At 62.2% G+C, this 22,661-nt stretch carries 19 protein-coding genes, 2 tRNA genes and 2 rRNA genes; 12 read left to right on the top strand and 11 right to left on the bottom strand.

Annotated features, from left to right (window positions below; genetic code table 11):
* Positions 1–76: 76 nt before the first annotated feature.
* The 4 genes from PX653_RS12825 to PX653_RS12840 form a co-directional block, all read right to left on the bottom strand.
* Positions 77–2,949, bottom strand: a 23S ribosomal RNA gene (locus tag PX653_RS12825).
* A gap of 191 nt (positions 2,950–3,140) precedes the next feature.
* A tRNA-Ala gene (locus tag PX653_RS12830) sits at positions 3,141–3,216 on the bottom strand.
* A 13-nt stretch (positions 3,217–3,229) separates the two neighbouring features.
* Positions 3,230–3,306, bottom strand: a tRNA-Ile gene (locus tag PX653_RS12835).
* A 107-nt stretch (positions 3,307–3,413) separates the two neighbouring features.
* Positions 3,414–4,944, bottom strand: a 16S ribosomal RNA gene (locus PX653_RS12840).
* Together the 16S and 23S rRNA genes with 2 tRNA genes alongside form the textbook arrangement of a ribosomal RNA operon.
* A gap of 540 nt (positions 4,945–5,484) precedes the next feature.
* On the opposite strand from PX653_RS12840, the gene PX653_RS12845 reads away from it, so the two are divergent.
* From PX653_RS12845 to PX653_RS12860, 4 genes are all read left to right on the top strand, one after another.
* On the top strand, positions 5,485–6,861 hold the full coding sequence (locus tag PX653_RS12845) for a sensor histidine kinase (RefSeq protein WP_277418241.1): 1,377 nt from the start codon (positions 5,485–5,487) through the stop codon (positions 6,859–6,861).
* 60 nt (positions 6,862–6,921) lie between these two features.
* On the top strand, positions 6,922–7,683 hold the full coding sequence (locus PX653_RS12850; RefSeq protein WP_277418242.1) for a LytR/AlgR family response regulator transcription factor: 762 nt from the start codon (positions 6,922–6,924) through the stop codon (positions 7,681–7,683).
* Positions 7,684–7,779: 96 nt separating this feature from the next.
* On the top strand, positions 7,780–8,547 hold the full coding sequence (locus tag PX653_RS12855) for a sensor histidine kinase (RefSeq protein ID WP_307731062.1): 768 nt from the start codon (positions 7,780–7,782) through the stop codon (positions 8,545–8,547).
* Positions 8,548–8,633: 86 nt separating this feature from the next.
* Positions 8,634–8,825, top strand: a complete 192-nt coding sequence (locus PX653_RS12860; protein ID WP_277418243.1) for a hypothetical protein — start codon at positions 8,634–8,636, stop codon at positions 8,823–8,825.
* Positions 8,826–8,879: 54 nt separating this feature from the next.
* On the opposite strand, the gene PX653_RS12865 is transcribed toward PX653_RS12860, so the two are convergent.
* From PX653_RS12865 to PX653_RS12875, 3 genes are all read right to left on the bottom strand, one after another.
* The gene (locus PX653_RS12865; RefSeq protein ID WP_277418244.1) at positions 8,880–9,968 is read right to left on the bottom strand and encodes a porin; all 1,089 of its coding nucleotides are present in this window, start codon (positions 9,966–9,968) and stop codon (positions 8,880–8,882) included.
* A 160-nt stretch (positions 9,969–10,128) separates the two neighbouring features.
* Positions 10,129–10,767: a class I SAM-dependent methyltransferase gene (locus PX653_RS12870; RefSeq protein ID WP_277418245.1), complete on the bottom strand. Its 639-nt coding sequence runs from the start codon at positions 10,765–10,767 to the stop codon at positions 10,129–10,131.
* A 1-nt stretch (position 10,768) separates the two neighbouring features.
* On the bottom strand, positions 10,769–11,710 hold the full coding sequence (locus PX653_RS12875) for a CysB family HTH-type transcriptional regulator (protein ID WP_277418246.1): 942 nt from the start codon (positions 11,708–11,710) through the stop codon (positions 10,769–10,771).
* A gap of 161 nt (positions 11,711–11,871) precedes the next feature.
* Between PX653_RS12875 and PX653_RS12880 the strand changes: the two genes are divergently transcribed.
* The 7 genes from PX653_RS12880 (at position 11,872) to PX653_RS12910 (ending at position 18,905) form a co-directional block, all read left to right on the top strand.
* Complete coding sequence (locus tag PX653_RS12880; RefSeq protein WP_277418247.1) at positions 11,872–13,563, top strand: nitrite/sulfite reductase; 1,692 nt, start codon at positions 11,872–11,874, stop codon at positions 13,561–13,563.
* The gene (locus PX653_RS12885; RefSeq protein WP_277418248.1) at positions 13,556–14,116 is read left to right on the top strand and encodes a DUF934 domain-containing protein; all 561 of its coding nucleotides are present in this window, start codon (positions 13,556–13,558) and stop codon (positions 14,114–14,116) included. Before PX653_RS12880 ends, PX653_RS12885 begins: the two co-directional genes overlap by 8 nt.
* Before the next feature lie 9 nt (positions 14,117–14,125).
* On the top strand, positions 14,126–14,842 hold the full coding sequence (locus tag PX653_RS12890; protein WP_277418249.1) for a phosphoadenylyl-sulfate reductase: 717 nt from the start codon (positions 14,126–14,128) through the stop codon (positions 14,840–14,842).
* Positions 14,843–14,875: 33 nt separating this feature from the next.
* Positions 14,876–15,817 carry a sulfate adenylyltransferase subunit CysD gene (cysD, locus tag PX653_RS12895; protein ID WP_277418250.1) on the top strand — a complete coding sequence of 314 codons (942 nt, stop codon included), beginning with the start codon at positions 14,876–14,878 and terminating at the stop codon, positions 15,815–15,817.
* Entirely contained in the window at positions 15,817–17,127 is a 1,311-nt protein-coding gene (locus PX653_RS12900; protein WP_277418251.1) for a sulfate adenylyltransferase subunit 1, read from the top strand. Before cysD ends, PX653_RS12900 begins: the two co-directional genes overlap by 1 nt.
* A 37-nt stretch (positions 17,128–17,164) precedes the next feature.
* Positions 17,165–17,884, top strand: a complete 720-nt coding sequence (gene cobA, locus PX653_RS12905; RefSeq protein ID WP_277418252.1) for a uroporphyrinogen-III C-methyltransferase — start codon at positions 17,165–17,167, stop codon at positions 17,882–17,884.
* A 535-nt stretch (positions 17,885–18,419) separates the two neighbouring features.
* The gene (locus PX653_RS12910) at positions 18,420–18,905 is read left to right on the top strand and encodes a DUF6328 family protein (protein WP_277418253.1); all 486 of its coding nucleotides are present in this window, start codon (positions 18,420–18,422) and stop codon (positions 18,903–18,905) included.
* A 49-nt stretch (positions 18,906–18,954) separates the two neighbouring features.
* On the opposite strand, the gene PX653_RS12915 is transcribed toward PX653_RS12910, so the two are convergent.
* Both PX653_RS12915 and PX653_RS12920 read right to left on the bottom strand, forming a co-directional pair.
* Entirely contained in the window at positions 18,955–20,106 is a 1,152-nt protein-coding gene (locus PX653_RS12915; RefSeq protein ID WP_277418254.1) for a YsnF/AvaK domain-containing protein, read from the bottom strand.
* A 12-nt stretch (positions 20,107–20,118) separates the two neighbouring features.
* Positions 20,119–20,610 (bottom strand): YsnF/AvaK domain-containing protein, encoded by a 492-nt coding sequence (locus tag PX653_RS12920; RefSeq protein WP_277418255.1) that lies wholly within the window; start codon positions 20,608–20,610, stop codon positions 20,119–20,121.
* Between the two features lie 127 nt (positions 20,611–20,737).
* Here PX653_RS12920 and PX653_RS12925 point away from each other — a divergent pair, with 127 nt between their 5' ends.
* Complete coding sequence (locus tag PX653_RS12925) at positions 20,738–21,478, top strand: hypothetical protein (RefSeq protein WP_277418256.1); 741 nt, start codon at positions 20,738–20,740, stop codon at positions 21,476–21,478.
* A 72-nt stretch (positions 21,479–21,550) separates the two neighbouring features.
* On the opposite strand, the gene PX653_RS12930 is transcribed toward PX653_RS12925, so the two are convergent.
* The gene (locus PX653_RS12930) at positions 21,551–22,294 is read right to left on the bottom strand and encodes a carbon-nitrogen hydrolase family protein (protein ID WP_277418257.1); all 744 of its coding nucleotides are present in this window, start codon (positions 22,292–22,294) and stop codon (positions 21,551–21,553) included.
* Positions 22,291–22,659 carry a sirohydrochlorin chelatase gene (locus tag PX653_RS12935; protein WP_277418258.1) on the bottom strand — a complete coding sequence of 123 codons (369 nt, stop codon included), beginning with the start codon at positions 22,657–22,659 and terminating at the stop codon, positions 22,291–22,293. The genes PX653_RS12930 and PX653_RS12935 overlap by 4 nt, the downstream gene beginning before the upstream one ends.
* Positions 22,660–22,661 lie beyond the last annotated feature (2 nt).

Consider the following 22,661-nt stretch of genomic DNA (forward strand, 5'->3'; position numbering starts at 1 on the left):
AATCTGGAAGAAGTAAGGTTGGGTAGTTCTCGTAAATCTCAAACACAGGCAAATGCTCTGTAACCGTCAAGGTTATAGGGACAAGCCGTACGGGCAATTAGTATCAGTTAGCTTAATGCATTACTGCACTTCCACACCTGACCTATCAACGTCCTGGTCTCGAACGACCCTTCAAGGAGCTCAAGGCTCCGGGAAATCTCATCTTAAGGCAAGTTTCCCGCTTAGATGCTTTCAGCGGTTATCTCTTCCGAACTTAGCTACCCGGCAATGCCACTGGCGTGACAACCGGTACACCAGAGGTTCGTCCACTCCGGTCCTCTCGTACTAGGAGCAGCCCCCTTCAAATTTCCAACGCCCACGGCAGATAGGGACCAAACTGTCTCACGACGTTTTAAACCCAGCTCACGTACCACTTTAAATGGCGAACAGCCATACCCTTGGGACCGGCTACAGCCCCAGGATGTGATGAGCCGACATCGAGGTGCCAAACTCCCCCGTCGATATGAACTCTTGGGAGGAATCAGCCTGTTATCCCCAGAGTACCTTTTATCCGTTGAGCGATGGCCCTTCCATACAGAACCACCGGATCACTATGTCCTACTTTCGTACCTGCTCGACTTGTCGGTCTCGCAGTTAAGCACGCTTATGCCATTGCACTATTAGCACGATGTCCGACCGTACCTAGCGTACCTTCGAACTCCTCCGTTACACTTTAGGAGGAGACCGCCCCAGTCAAACTGCCTACCATGCACTGTCCCCGATCCGGATTACGGACCAAGGTTAGAACCTCAAACAAACCAGGGTGGTATTTCAAGGTTGGCTCCACGAGAACTGGCGTCCCCGCTTCAAAGCCTCCCACCTATCCTACACAGATTGGTTCAAAGTCCAATGCAAAGCTACAGTAAAGGTTCATGGGGTCTTTCCGTCTAGCCGCGGGTAGATTGCATCATCACAAACACTTCAACTTCGCTGAGTCTCGGGAGGAGACAGTGTGGCCATCGTTACGCCATTCGTGCAGGTCGGAACTTACCCGACAAGGAATTTCGCTACCTTAGGACCGTTATAGTTACGGCCGCCGTTTACTGGGACTTCAATCAAGAGCTTGCACCCCATCATTTAATCTTCCAGCACCGGGCAGGCGTCACACCCTATACGTCCACTTTCGTGTTTGCAGAGTGCTGTGTTTTTATTAAACAGTCGCAGCCACCAGTTTATTGCAACCCTTTCGCCCTATCACAGTAAAGTGACCAAGCTACCGGGGCGTACCTTTTCCCGAAGTTACGGTACCAATTTGCCGAGTTCCTTCTCCCGAGTTCTCTCAAGCGCCTTAGAATACTCATCTCGCCCACCTGTGTCGGTTTGCGGTACGGTCTCGTATGACTGAAGCTTAGAGGCTTTTCTTGGAACCACTTCCGATTGCTTCGCGAACAAGTTCGCTCGTCCCGATCCCTTGAATTCCGCGCCCGGATTTGCCTAAGCGCCTTCTATGAACCAGAAACTGACTATTCCAACAGTCAGACAACCTTCCGCGATCCGTCCCCCCATCGCATCATACGACGGTGCAGGAATATTAACCTGCTTCCCATCAGCTACGCATCTCTGCCTCGCCTTAGGGGCCGACTCACCCTGCTCCGATGAACGTTGAACAGGAAACCTTGGGCTTACGGCGTGCGGGCTTTTCACCCGCATTATCGCTACTCATGTCAGCATTCGCACTTCTGATACCTCCAGCATCCTTTACAAGACACCTTCGCAGGCTTACAGAACGCTCTCCTACCATATCCTTACGGATATCCGCAGCTTCGGTGACTGGCTTAGCCCCGTTACATCTTCCGCGCAGGACGACTCGATCAGTGAGCTATTACGCTTTCTTTAAATGATGGCTGCTTCTAAGCCAACATCCTGACTGTTTTAGCCTTCCCACTTCGTTTTCCACTTAGCCAATCTTTGGGACCTTAGCTGGCGGTCTGGGTTGTTTCCCTCTTGACGCCGGACGTTAGCACCCGACGTCTGTCTCCCAAGCTCGCACTCATCGGTATTCGGAGTTTGCAATGGTTTGGTAAGTCGCGATGACCCCCTAGCCATAACAGTGCTCTACCCCCGATGGTGATACTTGAGGCACTACCTAAATAGTTTTCGGAGAGAACCAGCTATTTCCAAGTTTGTTTAGCCTTTCACCCCTACCCACAGCTCATCCCCTAATTTTTCAACATTAGTGGGTTCGGTCCTCCAGTGCGTGTTACCGCACCTTCAACCTGGCCATGGGTAGATCACTTGGTTTCGGGTCTACACCCAGCAACTAGCGCCCTGTTCGGACTCGATTTCTCTGCGGCTCCCCTATATGGTTAACCTCGCTACTGAATGTAAGTCGCTGACCCATTATACAAAAGGTACGCCGTCACGGAACAAGTCCGCTCCGACTGTTTGTATGCACACGGTTTCAGGATCTATTTCACTCCCCTCCCGGGGTTCTTTTCGCCTTTCCCTCACGGTACTGGTTCACTATCGGTCGATTACGAGTATTTAGCCTTGGAGGATGGTCCCCCCATATTCAGACAGGATTTCTCGTGTCCCGCCCTACTTGTCGTACGCTTAGTACCACCGGTCTGATTTCGTGTACGGGGCTATCACCCGCTATGGCGCCTATTTCCAGAGGCTTCCACTATCAGTCCGACTATCACGTACAGGCTCTTCCCATTTCGCTCGCCACTACTTTGGGAATCTCGGTTGATTTATTTTCCTGCAGCTACTTAGATGTTTCAGTTCGCCGCGTTCGCCTCACACACCTATGTATTCAGTGAGTGATACCCTAAAAGGGTGGGTTTCCCCATTCGGAAATCTACGGATCAAAGCTCGTTTGTCAGCTCCCCGTAGCTTATCGCAGACTACTACGTCCTTCATCGCCTGTAATCGCCAAGGCATCCACCATGTGCACTTATTCACTTGTCCCTATAACCTTGACGGCTATCGGTTCAAGCATTTACTACTGTGTTTGATGAGTTTTACTACTACCCTAAGTGTGTGATGTCTCACACGCTTAATAAAACTTTACTTCTTCCAGATTGTTAAAGAGCGAAACAGCAGTAGTCTCTAAAAGACTAAACATAAAGACGACACGTCGTGCTTACGTTTAAACTTTTTGGTGGAGGATGACGGGATCGAACCGACGACCCCCTGCTTGCAAAGCAGGTGCTCTCCCAGCTGAGCTAATCCCCCTGGGGGTGATACGTGGTGGGTCTGGTTGGACTCGAACCAACGACCCCCGCGTTATCAACACGGTGCTCTAACCAGCTGAGCTACAGACCCGCTTAGTTGATACCATATACCAGCGGTGCTACTGTTTCTTCTTCATTCGACAGTCGATAAGTGTGAGCGTTTGATGCACGATCATTGCTGATCCGTGCCAACTCTAGAAAGGAGGTGATCCAGCCGCACCTTCCGATACGGCTACCTTGTTACGACTTCACCCCAGTCACGAATCCTACCGTGGTAAGCGCCCTCCTTGCGGTTAAGCTACCTACTTCTGGTAAAACCCGCTCCCATGGTGTGACGGGCGGTGTGTACAAGACCCGGGAACGTATTCACCGCGACATGCTGATCCGCGATTACTAGCGATTCCAACTTCATGCAGTCGAGTTGCAGACTACAATCCGGACTACGATACACTTTCTGGGATTAGCTCCCCCTCGCGGGTTGGCGGCCCTCTGTATGTACCATTGTATGACGTGTGAAGCCCTACCCATAAGGGCCATGAGGACTTGACGTCATCCCCACCTTCCTCCGGTTTGTCACCGGCAGTCTCATTAGAGTGCCCTTTCGTAGCAACTAATGACAAGGGTTGCGCTCGTTGCGGGACTTAACCCAACATCTCACGACACGAGCTGACGACAGCCATGCAGCACCTGTGTGCAGGTTCTCTTTCGAGCACTCCCCGATCTCTCGGGGATTCCTGCCATGTCAAGGGTAGGTAAGGTTTTTCGCGTTGCATCGAATTAATCCACATCATCCACCGCTTGTGCGGGTCCCCGTCAATTCCTTTGAGTTTTAATCTTGCGACCGTACTCCCCAGGCGGTCTACTTCACGCGTTAGCTGCGTTACCAAGTCAATTAAGACCCGACAACTAGTAGACATCGTTTAGGGCGTGGACTACCAGGGTATCTAATCCTGTTTGCTCCCCACGCTTTCGTGCATGAGCGTCAGTTTTGACCCAGGGGGCTGCCTTCGCCATCGGTGTTCCTCCACATCTCTACGCATTTCACTGCTACACGTGGAATTCTACCCCCCTCTGCCAAACTCTAGCCTTGCAGTCTCCATCGCCATTCCCAGGTTAAGCCCGGGGATTTCACGACAGACTTACAAAACCGCCTGCGCACGCTTTACGCCCAGTAATTCCGATTAACGCTTGCACCCTACGTATTACCGCGGCTGCTGGCACGTAGTTAGCCGGTGCTTATTCTTCAGGTACCGTCATTAGATGCAGATATTAGCCACACCCGTTTCTTCCCTGACAAAAGAGCTTTACAACCCGAAGGCCTTCTTCACTCACGCGGCATTGCTGGATCAGGCTTGCGCCCATTGTCCAAAATTCCCCACTGCTGCCTCCCGTAGGAGTCTGGACCGTGTCTCAGTTCCAGTGTGGCTGGTCGTCCTCTCAGACCAGCTACTGATCGTCGCCTTGGTGAGCCTTTACCTCACCAACTAGCTAATCAGATATCGGCCGCTCCAGGAGCACAAGGCCTTGCGGTCCCCTGCTTTCATCCATAGATCGTATGCGGTATTAGCGTAACTTTCGCTACGTTATCCCCCACTCTTGGGTACGTTCCGATATATTACTCACCCGTTCGCCACTCGTCAGCGGAGCAAGCTCCCTGTTACCGTTCGACTTGCATGTGTAAAGCATGCCGCCAGCGTTCAATCTGAGCCAGGATCAAACTCTTCAGTTCAATCTCTGTTTTATGTCATTGCTGACATGGTCACTCACTCAAGAATCTGACGTTCCTCTTGCGAGGTCACGTTTAATTACTTGTGCAAGCGTTTGATGCTATATATTTTGAGTATCGGGACCGAAGCCCCGGGCACACTCACATCAAACGCCCACACTTATCGACTGTTGATTGTTAAAGAATTCTGCCCTCAGGCGTTTGCTGCGTTCGGCGACAAAGCGTTGTGTTTGTCAGCAGCAGAGAGATGAGATTATGCTGTGTTTCGTGCAGCTCGTCAACCCCTCTTACTTCTTCGTTCAGCCCGGCACTGCCAGGCTTCACACTGTCGCGTCGTTTCGTTTTTACTACTACGCTGCGGCAGGGACAGAACTATAGCAAACGTCTCCCTGCCCGGCAAGCCCTATTTTGCGACGACGGTCTATCTAACCGATCGCCCTTCCACTCCCGGCTTTATGCAACCTGTCGCACGCCCCTCGCTGCGGTGGACAGCTTTGCGTAAGGTTATCTACACTTGCTGACCACCCAGACCGAAAGCCGCAGATGTTCCCCACGCCCAAAGCACAAGAGACGTTCAAGACCGTACTGGCATGGCTGCACAGAGCCTTCGACCGGACGGCAACCTGGGTTACGCAGCTATCCTGGTGGAAATTTTTTCTGTTTGCGGCACTGGCCCTGATTGCCGCGTCCATTCTCCAGGAAGAACTGTTCTCGCCGAATATGGACGAGGACCTGGAAATGCGCTCGCACAAGCGCGCCAAGACGGACGCGGACGCGCCCAATATCGTCATCGACGACAGCGGTATCCGCTTCAACCCGCGCGGCGGCAAGCTGCGCAAGAACCCCGAGGCCGAGCCGGCACAGTCACCCGAGGAGCCGGAAGCGCCGGAGGCACCCGAGCCCGGCGAAGTGCCCGATGCGCCCAATGCGCCCGATGCGCCCGAGGCGCCCGACGCCGTGGCTGCTGCACCTGCCGCTCCCGCCGCTCCGGCCGCGCCCGCAGCACCCGCCAAGCCAGCCAAGGCGGCCCCGGCCGTCACTGCCCTGCCCGGCGAGGAAGTCCATATCGAGCTGCCGCCGCAGATCGGCGAGGAACTGTCGAATGCGCTGGAGAAGGCGGTCGACAACGCCGCCGAGGAAAAGGTCTCGCGCTACCACGAACAGGCATCGACGTGGTTCAAGAGCTTCGTGTCGCTGCTCGTGCTGACGCTGTTCGGCATGAAGGCGCTGATGGGTGGCAAGAAGAAGGCCGAGGCCCAGACCCAGTATGCCAATGCCGCGGCCGAACGCGAATCCATGCAGCGCCAGCTGTCGGAAGCCAAGATGCAGATGATGCAGGCCCAGGTCGAACCGCACTTCCTGTTCAATACGCTGGCCTCCGTCGAGCACCTGATCGAGACGGACCCGCCGCGCGCCTCTGCCATGCAACGCAGCCTGATCAAGTACCTGCGCGCCGTGCTGCCGCAAATGCGCGACAACACGCTGATCACCAACCTGGGCCGGGAAGCCGACATGGTCGTGGCCTACCTGGCCCTGCTGAAGATGCGCATGGAAGAACGGCTGACGATCGACTTCAATATCCCCGACGGCCTGCGCAGCGCCGCGTTCCCGCCGATGATGCTGCAGTCGATGGTCGAGAACGCGATCAAGCATGGCCTGGAAGGCAAGGCCGAAGGCGGCACCTTGAAGGTCCGCGCGGAAGTGGCGCACAGCAAGCTGCGCGTCATTGTCGCGGACGACGGCCTGGGCTTTGGCGCCAAGCCCAGCGACGGTACCGGCCTCGGCCTGCTGACAATCCGCGAGCGGCTGAAACTGCTGCACGGCGACCAGGGCCAGTTGCATATCGAGCCGAACAGTCCGAGCGGGGTCATCGCCACGATCGAGGTGCCGTACCAGCTGTCGCAGCAGCCCCCGAAATGATTGCGCCCGGCGGCGATTCATTGAATAATTGGCACCCGTTGTCTCCTAACTGTGCCGACCATGCCTACTGCGATCCTAGCCGACGATGAACGTTTGATGCGCGACCAGTTGCGCATGCGCCTGGGCCAGGTATGGCCGGACCTGGACATCGTGGGAGAAGCGAAAAACGGCGACGAAGCCATCAGCCTGGTCGACGAGCTGAAGCCGGACTTCACCTTCCTCGACATCCGCATGCCCGGCAAGACGGGCATGGAAGCGGCGGCGGCCATCGGCAACAAGAGCCATGTCGTGTTCGTGACCGCCTACGATGCCTACGCCGTGGAAGCATTCGAGCGGGGCGCCGTCGATTACGTGCTCAAGCCGCCCGAGCAGGAGCGCCTGAAGATCACGGCCGAACGGCTGAAGGACCGCCTGTCGAAGCCGGCCGGCGACGTCAATGCGAGCGTCACGGCGATGCTGTCCCAACTGGCCGAGAAGATCGCCACGCCCAAGCCGAAATACCTGCAGTGGATCCAGGCCAGCATCGGCCAGGACCTGCGCATGATCCCCGTCGAGGAAATCCTGTTCTTCCGCTCGGATGAAAAATATACTTGCGTGCAGACGGAGAAGTTCGAGGCACTGATCCGCAAGCCCGTGCGCGACCTGGCCGAGGAACTGGACCCGGCGCTGTTCTGGCAGATCCACCGCGCGACGCTGGTCAACGTCAATGCCATCGAAGGCGTGACGCGCGACATCCGCGGTCGCCACCTCGTCATGATCAAGGGCCGCCCCGACAAGCTCGAAGTCAGCCGCAGCTTCCTGCACCTGTTCAAGCAGATGTAAGCGATGCGGCGCTGCTGAGCCAGATCAACGGCGCGTCGCCGCTCCTGTATTACGGTCGTCGGCGTAGGGCTGCGCTCCGCAGCCCAAGGAGAACGCATGCGCACGACACCATTGCTGCTGGCAGCGGCACTGCTGCTGGCGGCCCGCCTGGCCCTGCGCCTGACGGTGTGCCAGCCGACCCCGGCCGAACAGCGCGAGGCCGACGCCCGCGCCCGCCTGGCCGGCCGCCGCGCCACCGACTATGCGCTGGAAAACATCCGCGAGGAAGAACGCGCGTACATCGCCCGCGAGCTGCATGACGACCTCGGTCAACTGCTGGCCACGCTGCGCGTCGACATGAGCCTGCTGCTGCAGCAACCGGTGCCCACCCCCGCCATGCGCGAGCTGATGACGGGCATGGACGAGCGCCTGCTGTCCGCCATCACGTCGCTGCGCCGCATCGCCAGCAACCTGCGTCCGCGCGCGCTGGACGAAGGCGGCCTGTACTTCGCACTGCAGTCGCTGCGCCACGACTTCGAGCAGCGCCACGGCGTCGCCTGCAAGTTGGAAGCGCGCGAAAGCGAACTGGTGCTGAACGACCGCACCAGCACGGCGATCTTTCGCATCGTGCAGGAGTCGCTGACGAATATCGCCCGCCACGCGGCAGCCAGCCACGTCCGCATCGCGCTGCGGCGCGGTTGCGGCATGCTGCACGTGACGATCGACGACGACGGCCGCGGCATCGCCCAGGCCGACATGGAAAAGCCGGCGTCGTTCGGCCTCCTGGGCATGCGCGAGCGGGTCTGGGCCATCCGGGGCGACATCGCGATTACCGGCAGCCCGCGCGGTACCCGCATCGCCATCCACCTGCCGTTACCGGAGTAATCATGAGCGTCGACCAGTTACCAGGCCCCGGTGAGCGCAAACAACGAAGGCTTGTAAGTGGGGGCGGGCCGCCCTAGGATGAATCCATGTTGAAACGTGTGGAAAAACTCGAGGATGACGTTGCGACGATCAAGGCCGACGTGGCCGTGATCAAGGCAACCTACGCCACCAAGGCCGACATCGCGGACGCCAAGGCATCGATCATCATGTGGGTCATCACCGCCGTGTTCCTGGCGCAGCTGCTGCCCGCTGTCCTGAAGATTTACCTGCCCCACTAACGAAAAAAGCCGCCGGCTTGCACCGGCGGCTTTCGATTCCCGGGAAGCGGACAATCAGAACGTGTGACGCACGCCCAGGTTGAAGGCCGCGTCGCCGCTGCCCGCCTCGTTGTTGTTGCCCACGGTGTAGCCGGCACCGTTCTTGTTCTTGATCTTCGCGTAAGCCGTGTAGGCGCTGGTGCGCTTCGACAGTGCGTACGAGTAGCCGACGGCCCACTGGTGCGCGTCCTGGTTGGCGACCGTCTTGTCGTTCTTGGTCATGTACGACGCCATCAGCGTGCCATTGCCCAGCGGTGCCGTCAGGCCGATCAGCGCGTCGTTGGCGTCGGTCGATGGCTTCGGTGGCGTCCTCAGGCCAAAGGCGTTGGCGACGGGGATCGGCGAGCTGTTCAGGCCCTTGTCCCATTCGTACGCGGCGAACAGCTTGACGACCTTGAAGTCGTAGTTGGCGGCCAGCAGCGTGTTCTTGCCGTCATCGCGGTCCACGCCCACGGCGGTGCTCGTTGCGGCCACGTCGTTGTTGCGGTTGTTGTGCACCAGGCGCACGTTCAAGCCGTTGCCCGAGTAGTTCAGGCCGATCGAGAACTGGCGGCCGGCGGTGTTGTCGCCCGCCTGCTCGCCCAGCGCGTACAGGCCGTCGACGGAGAAGCCGGACCAGTTCGGGGTCGAGTACACCAGCGCGTTGCTGACGCGGGTGTTGACGCCGCCTGCCGGGAACAGGTTCTTGATGTTGCCCGCGTAGCCGGCGCCGAACGGGTCGGCTACCTGGCTCATCGCGTTGTACAGCGGGTTGTACTGGCGGCCGATGGTCAGCGTGCCCAGCGACTTGCTTTTCAGGCCGACGAAGGCCTGGCGGTTGAACAGCGTATTGCTGCTGTCCAGCGAGCCGTCGTCGATGCGATAGCCCGATTCCAGCGTGAAGATGGCCGACAGGTCGCCGCCCAGTTCCTCGACACCGCGGAAGCCGATGCGCGACTGGCTGCCGATGCCGCTGGTCACCTTGGTCACGTCGCCTGCAGCGCCGCCCGTTTCGCGGACGATGCCGGCATCGACGATGCCGTAGATCGTGACGTTCGATTGTGCGTGGGCGGTTGCCGCTGCGAAGCTGCCGGCGAAAATGGCGGCGAGAGTAAGTTTTTTCACTTGATGTTCTCTTATTGAAGTTTCAGGTTGAGGCTCAGGAACCACGTCCAACCGCGTTCCGGGCGCCGTGGATCTACCGCGGCGTATCTTGCCTTCCAAATACTTCAACAATATGACATCAGCAACTTGTTGCTGCGCTACAACAAGCGATGCGACTTTTTTACTTCAACCGTGCCGTCAGCAGCCAGTAGTGCGTCAGCCGTTCGATGCGGATCTCCCGCACCGCGCCCGCCAGCTTCTTGCGCAGGTAGCTGTCGGTCGGGAAGTTCTTCAGCACCTCGAACCGTTCGCCACCCACCGGGCGCAGCTGGAAGGTGTTGCCTTCCACGTCCGTGCGGGCAATCACGGTGCTGACGCCGTCCACGTAGCACTCGTCCAGCAGCACCAGCAGCACGTCCTTGCCCAGCTGGGCACGCAGGTGCGCCAGGTAGCGCTCCTGGTTTTCGCGGCGCACGTGCGACCACCACAGGCCGGCAAACACGGCGGTGTAGCGGCCGACGGAGGCCGGCAGGTCGAAGGCATCCGCCTGCACGAACAGCACATTCTCCGGCGCCTCGCGGCGGGCCTCGGCCAGCAGGTCTTCGTTGATGTCGGTGGCCTGGACGGAGGCTGCCGTGGCGGCGATCACCTTGGTCCAGTAGCCCTTGCCGCAGGCCAGCTCCAGCACCTTGTGGCCGCGCAGCAGCTCGGCCACCTTGTCCTTGACGGCGGCCAGGTCGGCCTGGCGCTCCGGTTGCTCGTAGACGCTTTCCAGGTCGGCCGCGCTGGCCGCATAGTAATTCAACAACTCTTGGTTCATATTACAGCTCGTAGTTCTCGTGTTCGCCCCGCATCGCCTGCTCGATCAGCTTGCGGTTCAGCGTGGGGGCCAGTAGTTCGATAAAGGTATATATATAGGAGCGCAGGTAGGCGCCCTGCTTGACGGCCACGCGCGACACGTTCATGCCAAACAGGTGGCCGACGGAAATCGCCCGCAGGTTGCGGTCCCGCTCGGCGTCGAACGCCATGCCCGCGATGATGCCGATGCCCATGCCCAGCTCCACATACGTCTTGATGACGTCGGCGTCGATGGCTTCCAGCAGCACGTCCGGCTTCAGGCCGCGCAGGGAAAACGCATGGTCGATCTTGCTGCGGCCGGCAAAAGCGCTGTCGTAGGTGATGACGGGATACGCCGCGATCTCTTCCAGCGTGACCGACTTGCTCTTCAACAGCGGATGCTCGGGCGGCACCACGACGACGTGTTCCCACTGGTAGCAAGGCAGCGTGACGAGGCCGTCGATGCCGGCGATCGATTCGGTGGCAATCGCCAGGTCGGCCTGGTCGCGCTGCACCATCTCGGCGATCTGCCGGGGATTTCCTTGCAATAAAGACAAGCGCACCTTGGGGAACTTCAGCATGAAGGCCTGCACCACCTTCGGCAGCGTGTAGCGCGCCTGCGTGTGCGTGGTGGCGATCGTGAAGCTGCCACTGTCCTGCGCGGCGTACTCCTTGCCGATCCGCTTCAGGCTGTCGATCTCCTGCATGATCAGCTCGACGGACTCCAGCACCAGCCGGCCCGGCTCCGTCAGGCCGCGGATGCGCTTGCCGTGGCGCGTGAAGATGTCGACACCCAGCTCTTCTTCCAGTTCGATGATGGCCTTCGACACCCCCGGTTGCGACGTAAACAGTGCCTTGGCGGCATCGGTCAGGTTGTAGTTCTGGCGTACGGCTTCGCGGACGAAGCGCAGTTGATGGAGGTTCATTGGGTTCTCGACTGTTAAGCCGTTATTTTACGCGCAAGCTTATGCCCCTTACGCATATAAGCAAATAAAGACTAAGTCGTTTGGAATAAAGCGTGAGTTTATTACCATACGCCTACTTTGGGGAAGCTTTCAAAGCCGGACCGGCCACCAACAGGATCGACATGTACCAATACGACCAATATGACCATCTCATCGTGCGCGAACGTATCGCCCAGTACCGTGACCAGGTACAGCGGCGCATCGCGGGCGAGCTGACGGAAGAAGAATTCCTGCCGCTGCGCCTGCAGAACGGCCTGTACATGCAGCGCCATGCGTACATGCTGCGCATCGCGGTGCCGTACGGCCTGCTCGCATCGAAGCAGATGCGCATGTTTGCCCACATCGCCCGCAAGTACGACCGCGGCTACGGCCACTTCACGACGCGCCAGAACATCCAGTTCAACTGGATCGAGCTGGAACAGACGCCCGACATCCTGGCCGACCTGGCCTCCGTCGAGATGCATGCGATCCAGACGTCCGGCAACTGCATCCGCAACGTCACCGCCGACGAATACGCCGGCGTCGCGGCCGACGAGATCGTCGATCCGCGCCCGTATGCGGAAGTGCTGCGCCAGTGGTCCACCTTCCACCCGGAGTTCATCGCCCTGCCCCGCAAGTTCAAGGTGGCGATCAACGGCGCCGTGGAAGACCGCGCCGCCATCGCCGTGCACGATATCGGCCTGACGGTGGTGAAGAACGAGGCAGGCGAGATCGGCTTCAAGGTCATGGTCGGCGGCGGCATGGGCCGCACGCCGATCCTGGGCAGCGTGATCCGCGAATTCCTGCCGCGCGAGCACCTGCTGACGTACACGGAAGCGATCATGCGCGTGTACAACCAGTACGGCCGCCGCGACAACAAGTACAAGGCCCGCATCAAGATCCTCCTGAAGGCCATCGGCGTGGAGGACTTCGCGCGCCAGGTGGAAGAGGAATGGGCCGACCTGAAAGGCAATGCGGAGACGCTGACGCTGGAAGAGATGGAGCGCATCATCGCCTACTTCCAGCCGCACGCCTACGCCACGCTGCCGGCCATCGACCCGCTCGCCGAACACGCCGACAACAAGGCCTTCGCCAACTGGTTGAAGCGCAACGTCAAGCCGCACAAGGTGCCGGGCTATGCCGCCGTCGTGCTGTCGCTGAAGAAGACGGGCGTGCCGCCGGGCGACGCGACCGCCGAGCAGATGGACTTCATGGCCGACCTGGCCGACCGCTACAGCTTCGGCGAACTGCGCGTCACGCACGAACAGAACATCGTGCTGGCCGACGTCGAACAACGCCAGCTGTTCAAGCTGTGGCAGGAAGCCAAGGCGCACGGCCTGGCCACGCCGAACATCGGTCTCCTGACCGACATGATCTGCTGCCCCGGCGGCGACTTCTGCTCGCTGGCCAACGCGAAATCGATCCCGATCGCGGCCGCCATCGCGGAGCGCTTCGACCATATCGACTTCCTGCACGACATCGGCGACCTGGAACTGAACATGAGCGGCTGCATCAATGCCTGCGGCCACCACCACGTGGGCCATATCGGCATCCTGGGGGTCGACAAGGATGGCAGCGAATGGTACCAGGTGTCGATCGGCGGGGCGCAGGGCAACCAGTCCGCCATCGGCAAGATCATCGGGCCGTCGTTCTCCGCGCAGCAGATGCCGGAAGTGATCGACCGCCTGCTGCAGGTGTACCTGCGCGAGCGCACCCCGGAAGAACGCTTCGTCGATACGGCGCAGCGCCTCGGCATCGCGCCGTTCAAGGAATTTGTATATGCCACCCCCATCGACACGGCGGGCCGGCTCGTGGGAGAAGACGAATATGCCTGATCAAACCAACCGCATCATCAAGGGCCGCGAGATCGTCGCCGACGACTGGACCGTGCTGCGCCCCGCCGAAGGCGAGGATGCCGCCACCGTGACCGTCCCGGACGGCAAGGTGATCGTGCCGCTGGCGACGTGGCAGGCGCAGAAGGATGCGCTGGCCACCCGCCCCGCCGTCGGCGTGTGGCTCGCTTCCAGCGATCGTCCCGAAGAACTGAAGGACGACCTGGCGAAGCTGGCCGTCGTCGCCGTCGACTTCCCGAAGTTCACGGACGGGCGCGGCTACTCGATCGCCTACAACCTGCGGATGCGCCTCGGCTACAGCGGCGAACTGCGCGCCATCGGCGACGTGCTGCGCGACCAGCTGTTCCAGATGAAGCGCTGCGGCTTCGATGCCTACGCCACGCGGCCGGACCGCAGCATCGAGGATGCGCTGAAGGGACTGACCGTGTTCTCGGAAACCTACCAGGCTTCCGTGGACGACCAACGCCCGCTGTTCCGCCGCCATGCCCGCGTGGCCACGGCCGCCGAGCACAACGACGTCGGCGCGGGCATCTGAGGAGCCGCCATGAGCAAGCTTGACACGCTGGTCGCCGACACGCTGCAGACGCTGACCCGCATCGCCAACGAGTTCTCGCCGGCCGTCTTCGCCTCCAGCCTGGCCGCGGAAGACATGGTGCTGACGGACCTGATCCTGCGGCACCAGCTCCCGATCGGCATCTTCTCGCTGGAGACGGGCCGCCTGCACAAGGAAACGCTGGCGATGCTGGGCAAGGTCAAGGAACGCTATGGCTATGAGATCGCGCTGTACAAGCCACAGCAGCACGCGGTGGACCAGTACGTGACGCAGAACGGCCTGAACGCGTTCTACGACAGCGTCGAGATGCGGCGCGAATGCTGCCGTATCCGCAAGGTCGAACCGCTGGGACGTGCGCTGGCGGGCAACAAGGCCTGGATCACGGGCCAGCGCCGCGCCCAGGCCGCGACCCGTTCCAGCCTGGCCGTGCATGAGGACGACCCGGCGCACCTGATGGACAAGTTCAACCCGCTGGCCGACTGGGAAGAAGCCGACGTGTGGGACTACCTGCGCGCCAACGACGTCCCGGTCAATGCGCTGCATGCGCAAGGCTACCCGTCGATCGGCTGCGAACCCTGCACCCGCGCGATCGAGCCGGGCGAGGACGTGCGCGCCGGCCGCTGGTGGTGGGAGAACCCGGCGTCGAAGGAATGCGGCCTGCACGTCGTCGACGGCAAGCTCATACGCATCAAATCCGTGGCAGCGTGAGCGCCACACACAAGAGAACACAAGAGAAACCCAATGAACGCACCTGACACCGCCGCCGACGGCATCCTCGGCGACCTGAATGCGCGCCATCTGGACGCACTGGAATCGGAAGCCATCCACATCCTGCGCGAGGTTGCCGCCGAATGCAGCAACCCTGCCCTGCTGTTCTCGGGCGGGAAGGACTCCGTCGTGCTGCTGCGCCTGGCCGAGAAGGCTTTCCGTCCCGGTAAATTCCCATTCCCGCTGGTGCACATCGACACGGGCCACAACTTCGCCGAGGTGATCGAGTTCCGCGACCGCCGCGTCGCCGAACTGGGCGAGCGCCTGATCGTCGGCTCCGTCGAGGAGTCGATCAGGAAGGGCACGGTACGCCTGCGTAATCCGCAGACCGACTCGCGCAATGCCGCGCAGGCCGTGACGTTGCTCGAGACGATCGCCGAACACGGTTTCGACGCCTGCATCGGCGGCGCCCGCCGCGACGAGGAAAAGGCGCGCGCCAAGGAACGCATCTTCTCCTTCCGCGACGAGTTCGGCCAGTGGGACCCGAAGGCGCAGCGCCCGGAACTGTGGGACCTGTATAACACCCGCGTCCACCCGGGCGAGAACATGCGCGTGTTCCCCATCTCGAACTGGACGGAGCTGGACGTGTGGCAGTACATCGCCCGCGAAAACCTGGCGCTGCCGTCGATCTACTTCGCCCACGAACGCGAAGTCATCCCGCGCAATGGCCTGCTGGTGCCGGTAACGAACCTGACGCCGCCGCGCGAAGGCGAAACGGTGGAGAAGCAGGTGGTGCGGTTCCGTACGGTGGGCGACATCTCATGCACCTGCCCGGTGTCGTCGGAGGCGGCCGATGTCGCGGCCATCATCGCCGAGACGGCCGTCACCCAGATCACGGAACGGGGCGCCACGCGGATGGACGACCAGACCTCCGAAGCCTCGATGGAAAAACGCAAGAAAGCTGGATACTTCTGATGAACGCCATGAACGAAAACCTGTCGCAACGGGGCCTGCTCCGTTTCATCACCGCCGGCTCCGTCGACGACGGCAAGAGCACGCTGATCGGCCGCCTGCTGTTCGACAGCAAGGGCATCTTCGCCGACCAGCTGGCCGCCGTTTCGCGCGCCAAGCACAAGCGCACGGTGGGCGACACGATCGACCTGTCGCTGCTGACGGACGGCCTGGAAGCGGAACGCGAACAGGGCATCACGATCGACGTGGCCTACCGCTACTTCGCCACGCCCAAGCGCAAGTTCATCATCGCCGACACGCCCGGCCACGAGCAGTACACGCGCAACATGGTCACCGGGGCCTCCACCGCCGATGCCGTCATCATCCTGATCGACGTGTCGAAGGTGAAGCTGCGCGAGGATGGCGGTGTCGATTTGCTGATCCAGACCAAGCGCCACTCCACCATCGCCCACCTGCTGCAGATCGAGCACGTGGTCGTCGCCGTCAACAAGATGGACCTGGTGGATTACGACCAGCAGGTGTACGAGCGCATCGTCAAGGCCTACCGCGAGTTTGCCCAGACGCTGGGCCTGAAGGACATCACGGCCATTCCGCTGTCGGCACTGACCGGCGACAACGTCGTCGAACCGAGCGCGAAGATGGGCTGGTACCAGGGCCCGACGTTGATCGAGCTGCTGGAATCGCTGTCGGTGTACGACGAGGCGCACGACGCGCCGCTGCGCTTCCCCGTGCAACTGGTGGCACGCCACAACGGCCACGAGGCCAACGACTTCCGCGGCTACATGGGGCGGATCGAGTCGGGCTCCGTTTCCGTCGGCGACACGCTGGTCGTGCAGCCATCCGGCCAGACGGCGACCGTCAAGGACATCGTCACGTTCGACGGCTCCCTGCAGTCGGCCAGCGTCGGCCAGTCGGTGACGATCGTGCTGAACGAGTACGTGGACGTGTCGCGAGGCGACGTGCTGTCGTCCAGCACCCGGCCGGCGTCGCTGCTGAAACAGGTCGATGCGGACGTCTGCTGGCTGTCCGAGGAGCCGCTGGATTTGCGTCGCAAGTACTGGATCAAGCACGGCACCAAGCAGACGGCGGCGAAGATCAACCGGATCGCGTCGATCCTTGACATCAACACCCAGCAGCGGCACGATGCGGATGCGCTGAAACTGAACGATGTGGCGCGCATTGCGCTGACCGTCCAGCAGCCGCTGGCGGCGGACGCCTATGCCGACATCCGCGCGACGGGCGCCTTTATCCTGATCGATGAGGTGACGCACCAGACGGTGGCCGCGGGGATGATCCGCCTGGCCGACGCATAACCCACGCGCGCCCCGGCGCGCATGCACGAAAGAGTCGATGGCTGCAGTCGGAAAAGTCTATCTGGTGGGCGCCGGTCCGGGCGCCCAGGACCTGATCACCTTGCGCGGTGCCCGCCTCCTGGGCGAGGCGGACGTGGTGCTCTACGATGCCCTGGTGACGGAAGAAATGCTGGACCTGTGCCGCCAGGCCGTGCTGATCCCGGTCGGCAAGCGCGCCGGCCAGCGCTCGGCGGACCAGAATGCCATCAATGCCCAGCTTATCTCCTGCGCCAGCCAGTACGGCCGCGTGGTGCGCCTGAAGGGCGGCGATCCGATGCTGTTCGGCCGTGCCGACGAGGAGTTGACGGCGCTGGAGGCCCTGGGCATCGAGGTCGAAGTCGTCCCCGGCATCACGACGGCCGTCGCCGCGGCGGCGGCCACGAAACAGCCGCTGACCAAGCGCGGCGTGGCCCGCAGCGTCGCCTTCTTCACGTCCAGCACCGCCCCCGGCCACCCGGACGAACCGGCCATCCCCTCCACCGACACGCTGGTCCAGTACATGGGCGGGCGCGAAGCCATCGCCACCGCGCAGCGCCTGCTGGACCAGGGCCGCCGGCCCGAGACGCCGGTCGTCGTCATCGACAACGTCAGCCGCCCGGACCAGCACATCAGCCGCATCACGCTGGCCACGCTGGCCCACGGCCTGGACGCGCGCAGCGGTCCCGTGCTGGTGATGCTGGGCGAAGCCATGGCCGCCCGCCCCAACCAGCCGCTCTAAGCGAAGCCCGAACCGCAAATCGGGACCGAAAATTGGGGACAGCCTCCAATTTCGACTGTCGCGCTAATGGGGGACAGCCTCAGATTTCGACTTTCGCGATTTTGGAGGCTGTCCCCAATTTCGATTTTGGAGGCTGTCCCCAATTTTGCAATTTTGCGGAGGCTGTCCTCGATTTGGAGGCTGTCCCCAATTTTGGATTTTGGAGGCTGTCCCCAATTTTGCCTGCACGTGCCGCGCGCCCCAACCGGCCGCTTCGGCCGCTGCGCCGCTCAGCAGCAATCGTTCGAACCGCTAATTGGGGACAGCCTCCAATTTTGACTGTCGCGCAAATCGGGGACAGCCTCCGATTTCGACTTTCGGAGGCTGTCCCCGATTTTGCGGAGGCTGTCCCCGAATGCCGAATTTGCCTGCAAGTGCCGCACGTCCCAACCAGCCGCTGTGATCGCTGCGCTGCTCAGCAGCGTTCGTTCGTATAATGTGACAACACAATGACAAGTCACGGCGCACCAGCCGTGCCGAGATACGAAAGAGCGCCATGCACGCCGATCCCCATTCAGCCCGGGAGGGAGACGACCGCCCCGACATGCCGGAAGACGGCGATTTTTCCGACATGCTCAGCGAAATGCGCATCCTGCTGCCGGGGGCGCAGATGCTGTCGGCCTTCCTGATTGTGCTGCCGTTCAACGGTGGCTTCCGCCAGATCGTACAGTCCGAGAAATACGTGTTCCTGGCGACGTTCTTCTTCGCGCTGTCCAGTCTCATCCTGCTGAGCGCGCCGGCCGTACAGCACCGCATCATGCGGCCGCTGAAGGACCGCGAGCGCTTCAAGTGCTTCGCCACGCGCCAGATCGTCGCCGGCGCGGTTTCCCTCGGCATCGCACTGGTGCTGGGGACAAACCTGGTGATCTCGGAGGTGTTCGGGCACCGCATCGGGCTGATCGCGGCGGGCACGATGGGAACCATCGTCGTGGCGACGTGGTGGCTGCTGCCGTTCTGGATACGGCGCAGAGTGGGCATCTGAAGCAACGGGGACAGGCCGCGCGGCCTGTCCCCACGGGTTTCCCGGTCGCTTAGGACGTCATGCGCTCCCAGCCATGCTTGACGGCGGCCTTGAACTTGTCCCAGGCCGACGTCGGGTAATGGCTTTCCCAGTTGCTGCGCAGCGTCGTTTCCGCTTCGTCCCACGAGCGGCCCCGATAGCTGTCGCTGTCCCGCATCGAGGCGCCATAGCGGTAGGCCGGCGCGTAGTCGTCGAACGTGCCGCCCAGGTTGCCGTAGTTGGACGTCCAGTGGCTGCGGTAGTAGTCGTCGTCATCCGTGCTGCCCAGCTGCTCCACGTCCACCTGCGTGCTGCGCACGGTGTCGCTGATCTGGTCGGTGCGTTGCGAGACTTCCTTGCCGACGACGACCTCCTCGACCACGCGTGCCGTTTTCTGCACCACCGCTTCCTCGGCATTCTCGCGCAGCTCGAATGACGTCTCCTGGAACGCGCCCACCTGCGATGGATCGATCGGACGGTCCACCGGCCGGCGCTCCACGTTCACGTGCTCCTCGCGCAGGCTGACGCTTTCCTGTACCGGCGTCTCGACCAGGCGCTGGTAGATGCGCACGCCGCCCCGCTGCACCATGCGCTTGCCCACCTTCAGCTCTTCCTGCATGACGGGGATGACCTGCTCGTCCACCTCGGCGCGCTGCAGCGAACCGGTGTTCGACAGGCCCTGCTGGGAACCCTGCTGGGAGCCCTGCAGCAACGCGCCGCCATCCTGCCGGGTCTCGCTCTGGCGCGATGCCGACAGCTGCGCGCCGCTGCCCGACCGCAGCGTTTCGGCACCCGTCCAGCCGCTGGCCTGCCATTGCGACTTGTACTCGTCGATGTCGATGGGACCGAAGCCCTCGACCACGTCGGCGGCGCGTTCGATCTCGTCCTGCGTGTCGGTCTGCACCGTCAGCACGACGTTGCCGCGGTTGACCGCCTCGCCATAGACCACGCGCTCGTCGTCGTCGCCGAACAGGTTGGAGAAGAAATGCTTGATGCTGTCGCCGATCGACTCGTCGTGGGTACCGGCCGTGGTGCCGGTTCCCGTCGTGGTCGTGGTGGACGCCCCCGTCGTCGATGCATTCAGGCGGACCGAATCGGCGCCAATGCCGGCGGCGCTCAAGGCGTCGCGTGCACGTTCGGCGTCGGCACGGTTGTCGAACACGGCTGCTAGGGTATGGCTCATGATGCGTTCTCCTTATTTCGGTGGATGAGAGGGATGACTGCCCGGCTGGCCGTCGTCGAACGCTTCGACGCGCACGTCTTCGACCCGCAACGGAACGGTTTCCCGGTGCTCGTGCTGCTTGCGTACCCTGGTGATGTGAAGTTCCTCCTTGATCCGGTAGCGCTTTTCCACCACCAGAATCTCTTCGAGGACCGGAACCACGAGGGTGTCGCCCTCGTAACGCGACGGTGGGGCTTCCGCCACCACCTGGTCGACCGGGACCCGGCGCACGTCCATGCTGTCCTGCCACAGGATTTCGCGGATTTCCTCTGGCTCCTCCGTGACGGTCTTGCTGACGCGCACGCCGCGGCCCGTGTCGATGACACGGGTCGTGATCGCCACCTCCTCCTGGCTGACGGGCACCGTCACGGTACCGGCAGGCCGGGTGTCGGCAGCGATGGGGATAGCGCTGGGCGCCGCGCTGGCGCCGTTGCGGTCGATGGGCGGGTTCAGGTCCTGGTTCATGCACAAAAGTCTACGTCGCTCGGCGCTAAGGGGGCGCCACCTTGCCTGTCGCTATCATTTTGCGAGCCACGGGACCGGCCGCGGCACGCTAAAATACCGCCTTTGCACGATTGCACCGAAAGACGTCATGGGACAAGCACACGAAGTATTGGAGCGGGCCCGCAAGGCCCGGCTGGAGAACCGGTTCGAGGACGCCTTGCGCGACCATCTATGGTTCCACGAGAATGCCCTGGCCGTGGAACCGGGCATGGCCGGCGTGCGGTTGTCGTTCGCGCTGAGGGACTGGATCTACCTGGCCGAGCAGTTCCCGCTGGCGCGCCGCGCGCTGCAGGGCCTGCGCGACCGCGACACGGCACGCATGCTGAACGGCGACGCCAGTCGCGAACTGTTCCGCGACATCGGCGCCATCAATGGCGCGCTGGGCGAGGAGCGGGCCACGCACGAGCTGTTCGTCCAGCTCGACATCCAGATGCCGCAACTGGCGCAGCAATGCGCCGACCTGGCGCTGCCGGCCCTGGTCGCCGCCGAGGACTGGGCGCTGGCGCGGCGCCACCTGCCCGAGCCGCTGGAACGTGTCACCAGCCTGGCCACGCACCTGAACGCCTACACGGAGCAGCTGGCGAAAAGCGGCAGCACGTCGTCGGCCCCCGCCCTGCTGGCGACAGTGCTGAACTATACGAAGGAAGTGCGGATGGTCGCACTGGTGCTGTCGCGGGTGGACGAGGACGAGCTGGCGGCGCAGGTCACGGCCGCCGCGCTGGACGAGCTGCGTTCGCCGGCCCTGCGCGACGCCGTGCAGCGTGAGTTCGATACACCGGGCGCCACCATCGCGGCGATGGTGGCGCACGCGCGCGCGGAGCAGAATTAGGGTGGAGGCCTGGGGACTGTCCCTGCGGGACGGTCCCCGGTTTTCATCGGCAGCACAGGAGCAACCTTTGGCTCACTGCACGATCCGCCCGCACCACCCGTCACCGCCATGCCAGGCCACCAGCACGCACTCCCCGTCCCCGGGCACCGCGGCCACCAGCTCCCCCCGCTCATTCCACAACGCGCTGCGCCCGGCGATTTCCCAGCCGCCCGTCGCGCCGCCATGGTTGGCCATCAGCACCGGCATGCGGTGCGCGGCGGCATACCCTTGCAGCAGCGCCGCATCGGCCGCATAGCCGTTGACGGACACCAGCACGCTGGCCGCATACAGCTGCGCGCCATCCCGGGCCGCCGCCGCGGCATGTTCCGCATGGGTGATATCGACACATACGGCCAGCACGATGCGGGAGCCGGCAACGTCGAACGCGGCACCGCCGCTGCCGGCCGCAAATGCCGTTTCCTCGCCGGGATGCAGGTACTGCTTGGTGTAGGTGTCGATCCTGCCGTCCGGATGGAACGTCAGCGCGGCGATATGGGGCTTACCGTCCGGGTTGGCCAGCGGCGCGCCGGCGACGATGACAATGCCCGCGCTTGCCGCCGCGTCGCGCAGCGGAGCGAGGCGCACGTCATCGGGCCGCAGCGCCAGCTGCGCCGCCAGCGCGGGTTCGTAGCCGGTCAGGGACAGCTCGGGAAACAGCGCCAGCCGGGCGCCCTCGCCAGCCGCCCGCCGCGCCAGCAACCCATGGCGCGCCACGTTGGCCGCGATGTCGCCACGGGCGACGACCGCCTGGACGGCAGCGACGCACACCGGCGTCACAGCGCGCCGACGCAGTAGTCGGCGATCGCGCGCAGCACGGCGTCGTTCTCGCCGGCCGCTTCGGCGACGTGCACCGTCAATCCGGGATGGGCTGCGCGCAGCTCGTCGACCATCAGCGGCAGGTCACGCAGCACGTGGCCGCCCTGCCCCAGGAACACGGGGACGATCGTCAGCTGCGTGACGCCTTGCGCCACCAGCGCGGCAGCGCGCTCCGGCAGGCGTGGCTCCATCAGCTCCAGGAACGCCAGCGACACGTCCACGCCGGGCGTGCGCGCGGCCACCAGGTCGCGCAGCCGTTCGAATGGCGCGGCCCAGCTGGCGGCGCGGGCGCCGTGGGCGAACAGGATCAGTGCTTGTGTGGTCATGG

The sequence above is a fragment of the Pseudoduganella chitinolytica genome (assembly GCF_029028125.1).
Classification (GTDB): Bacteria; Pseudomonadota; Gammaproteobacteria; order Burkholderiales; family Burkholderiaceae_D; genus Rugamonas; species Rugamonas chitinolytica.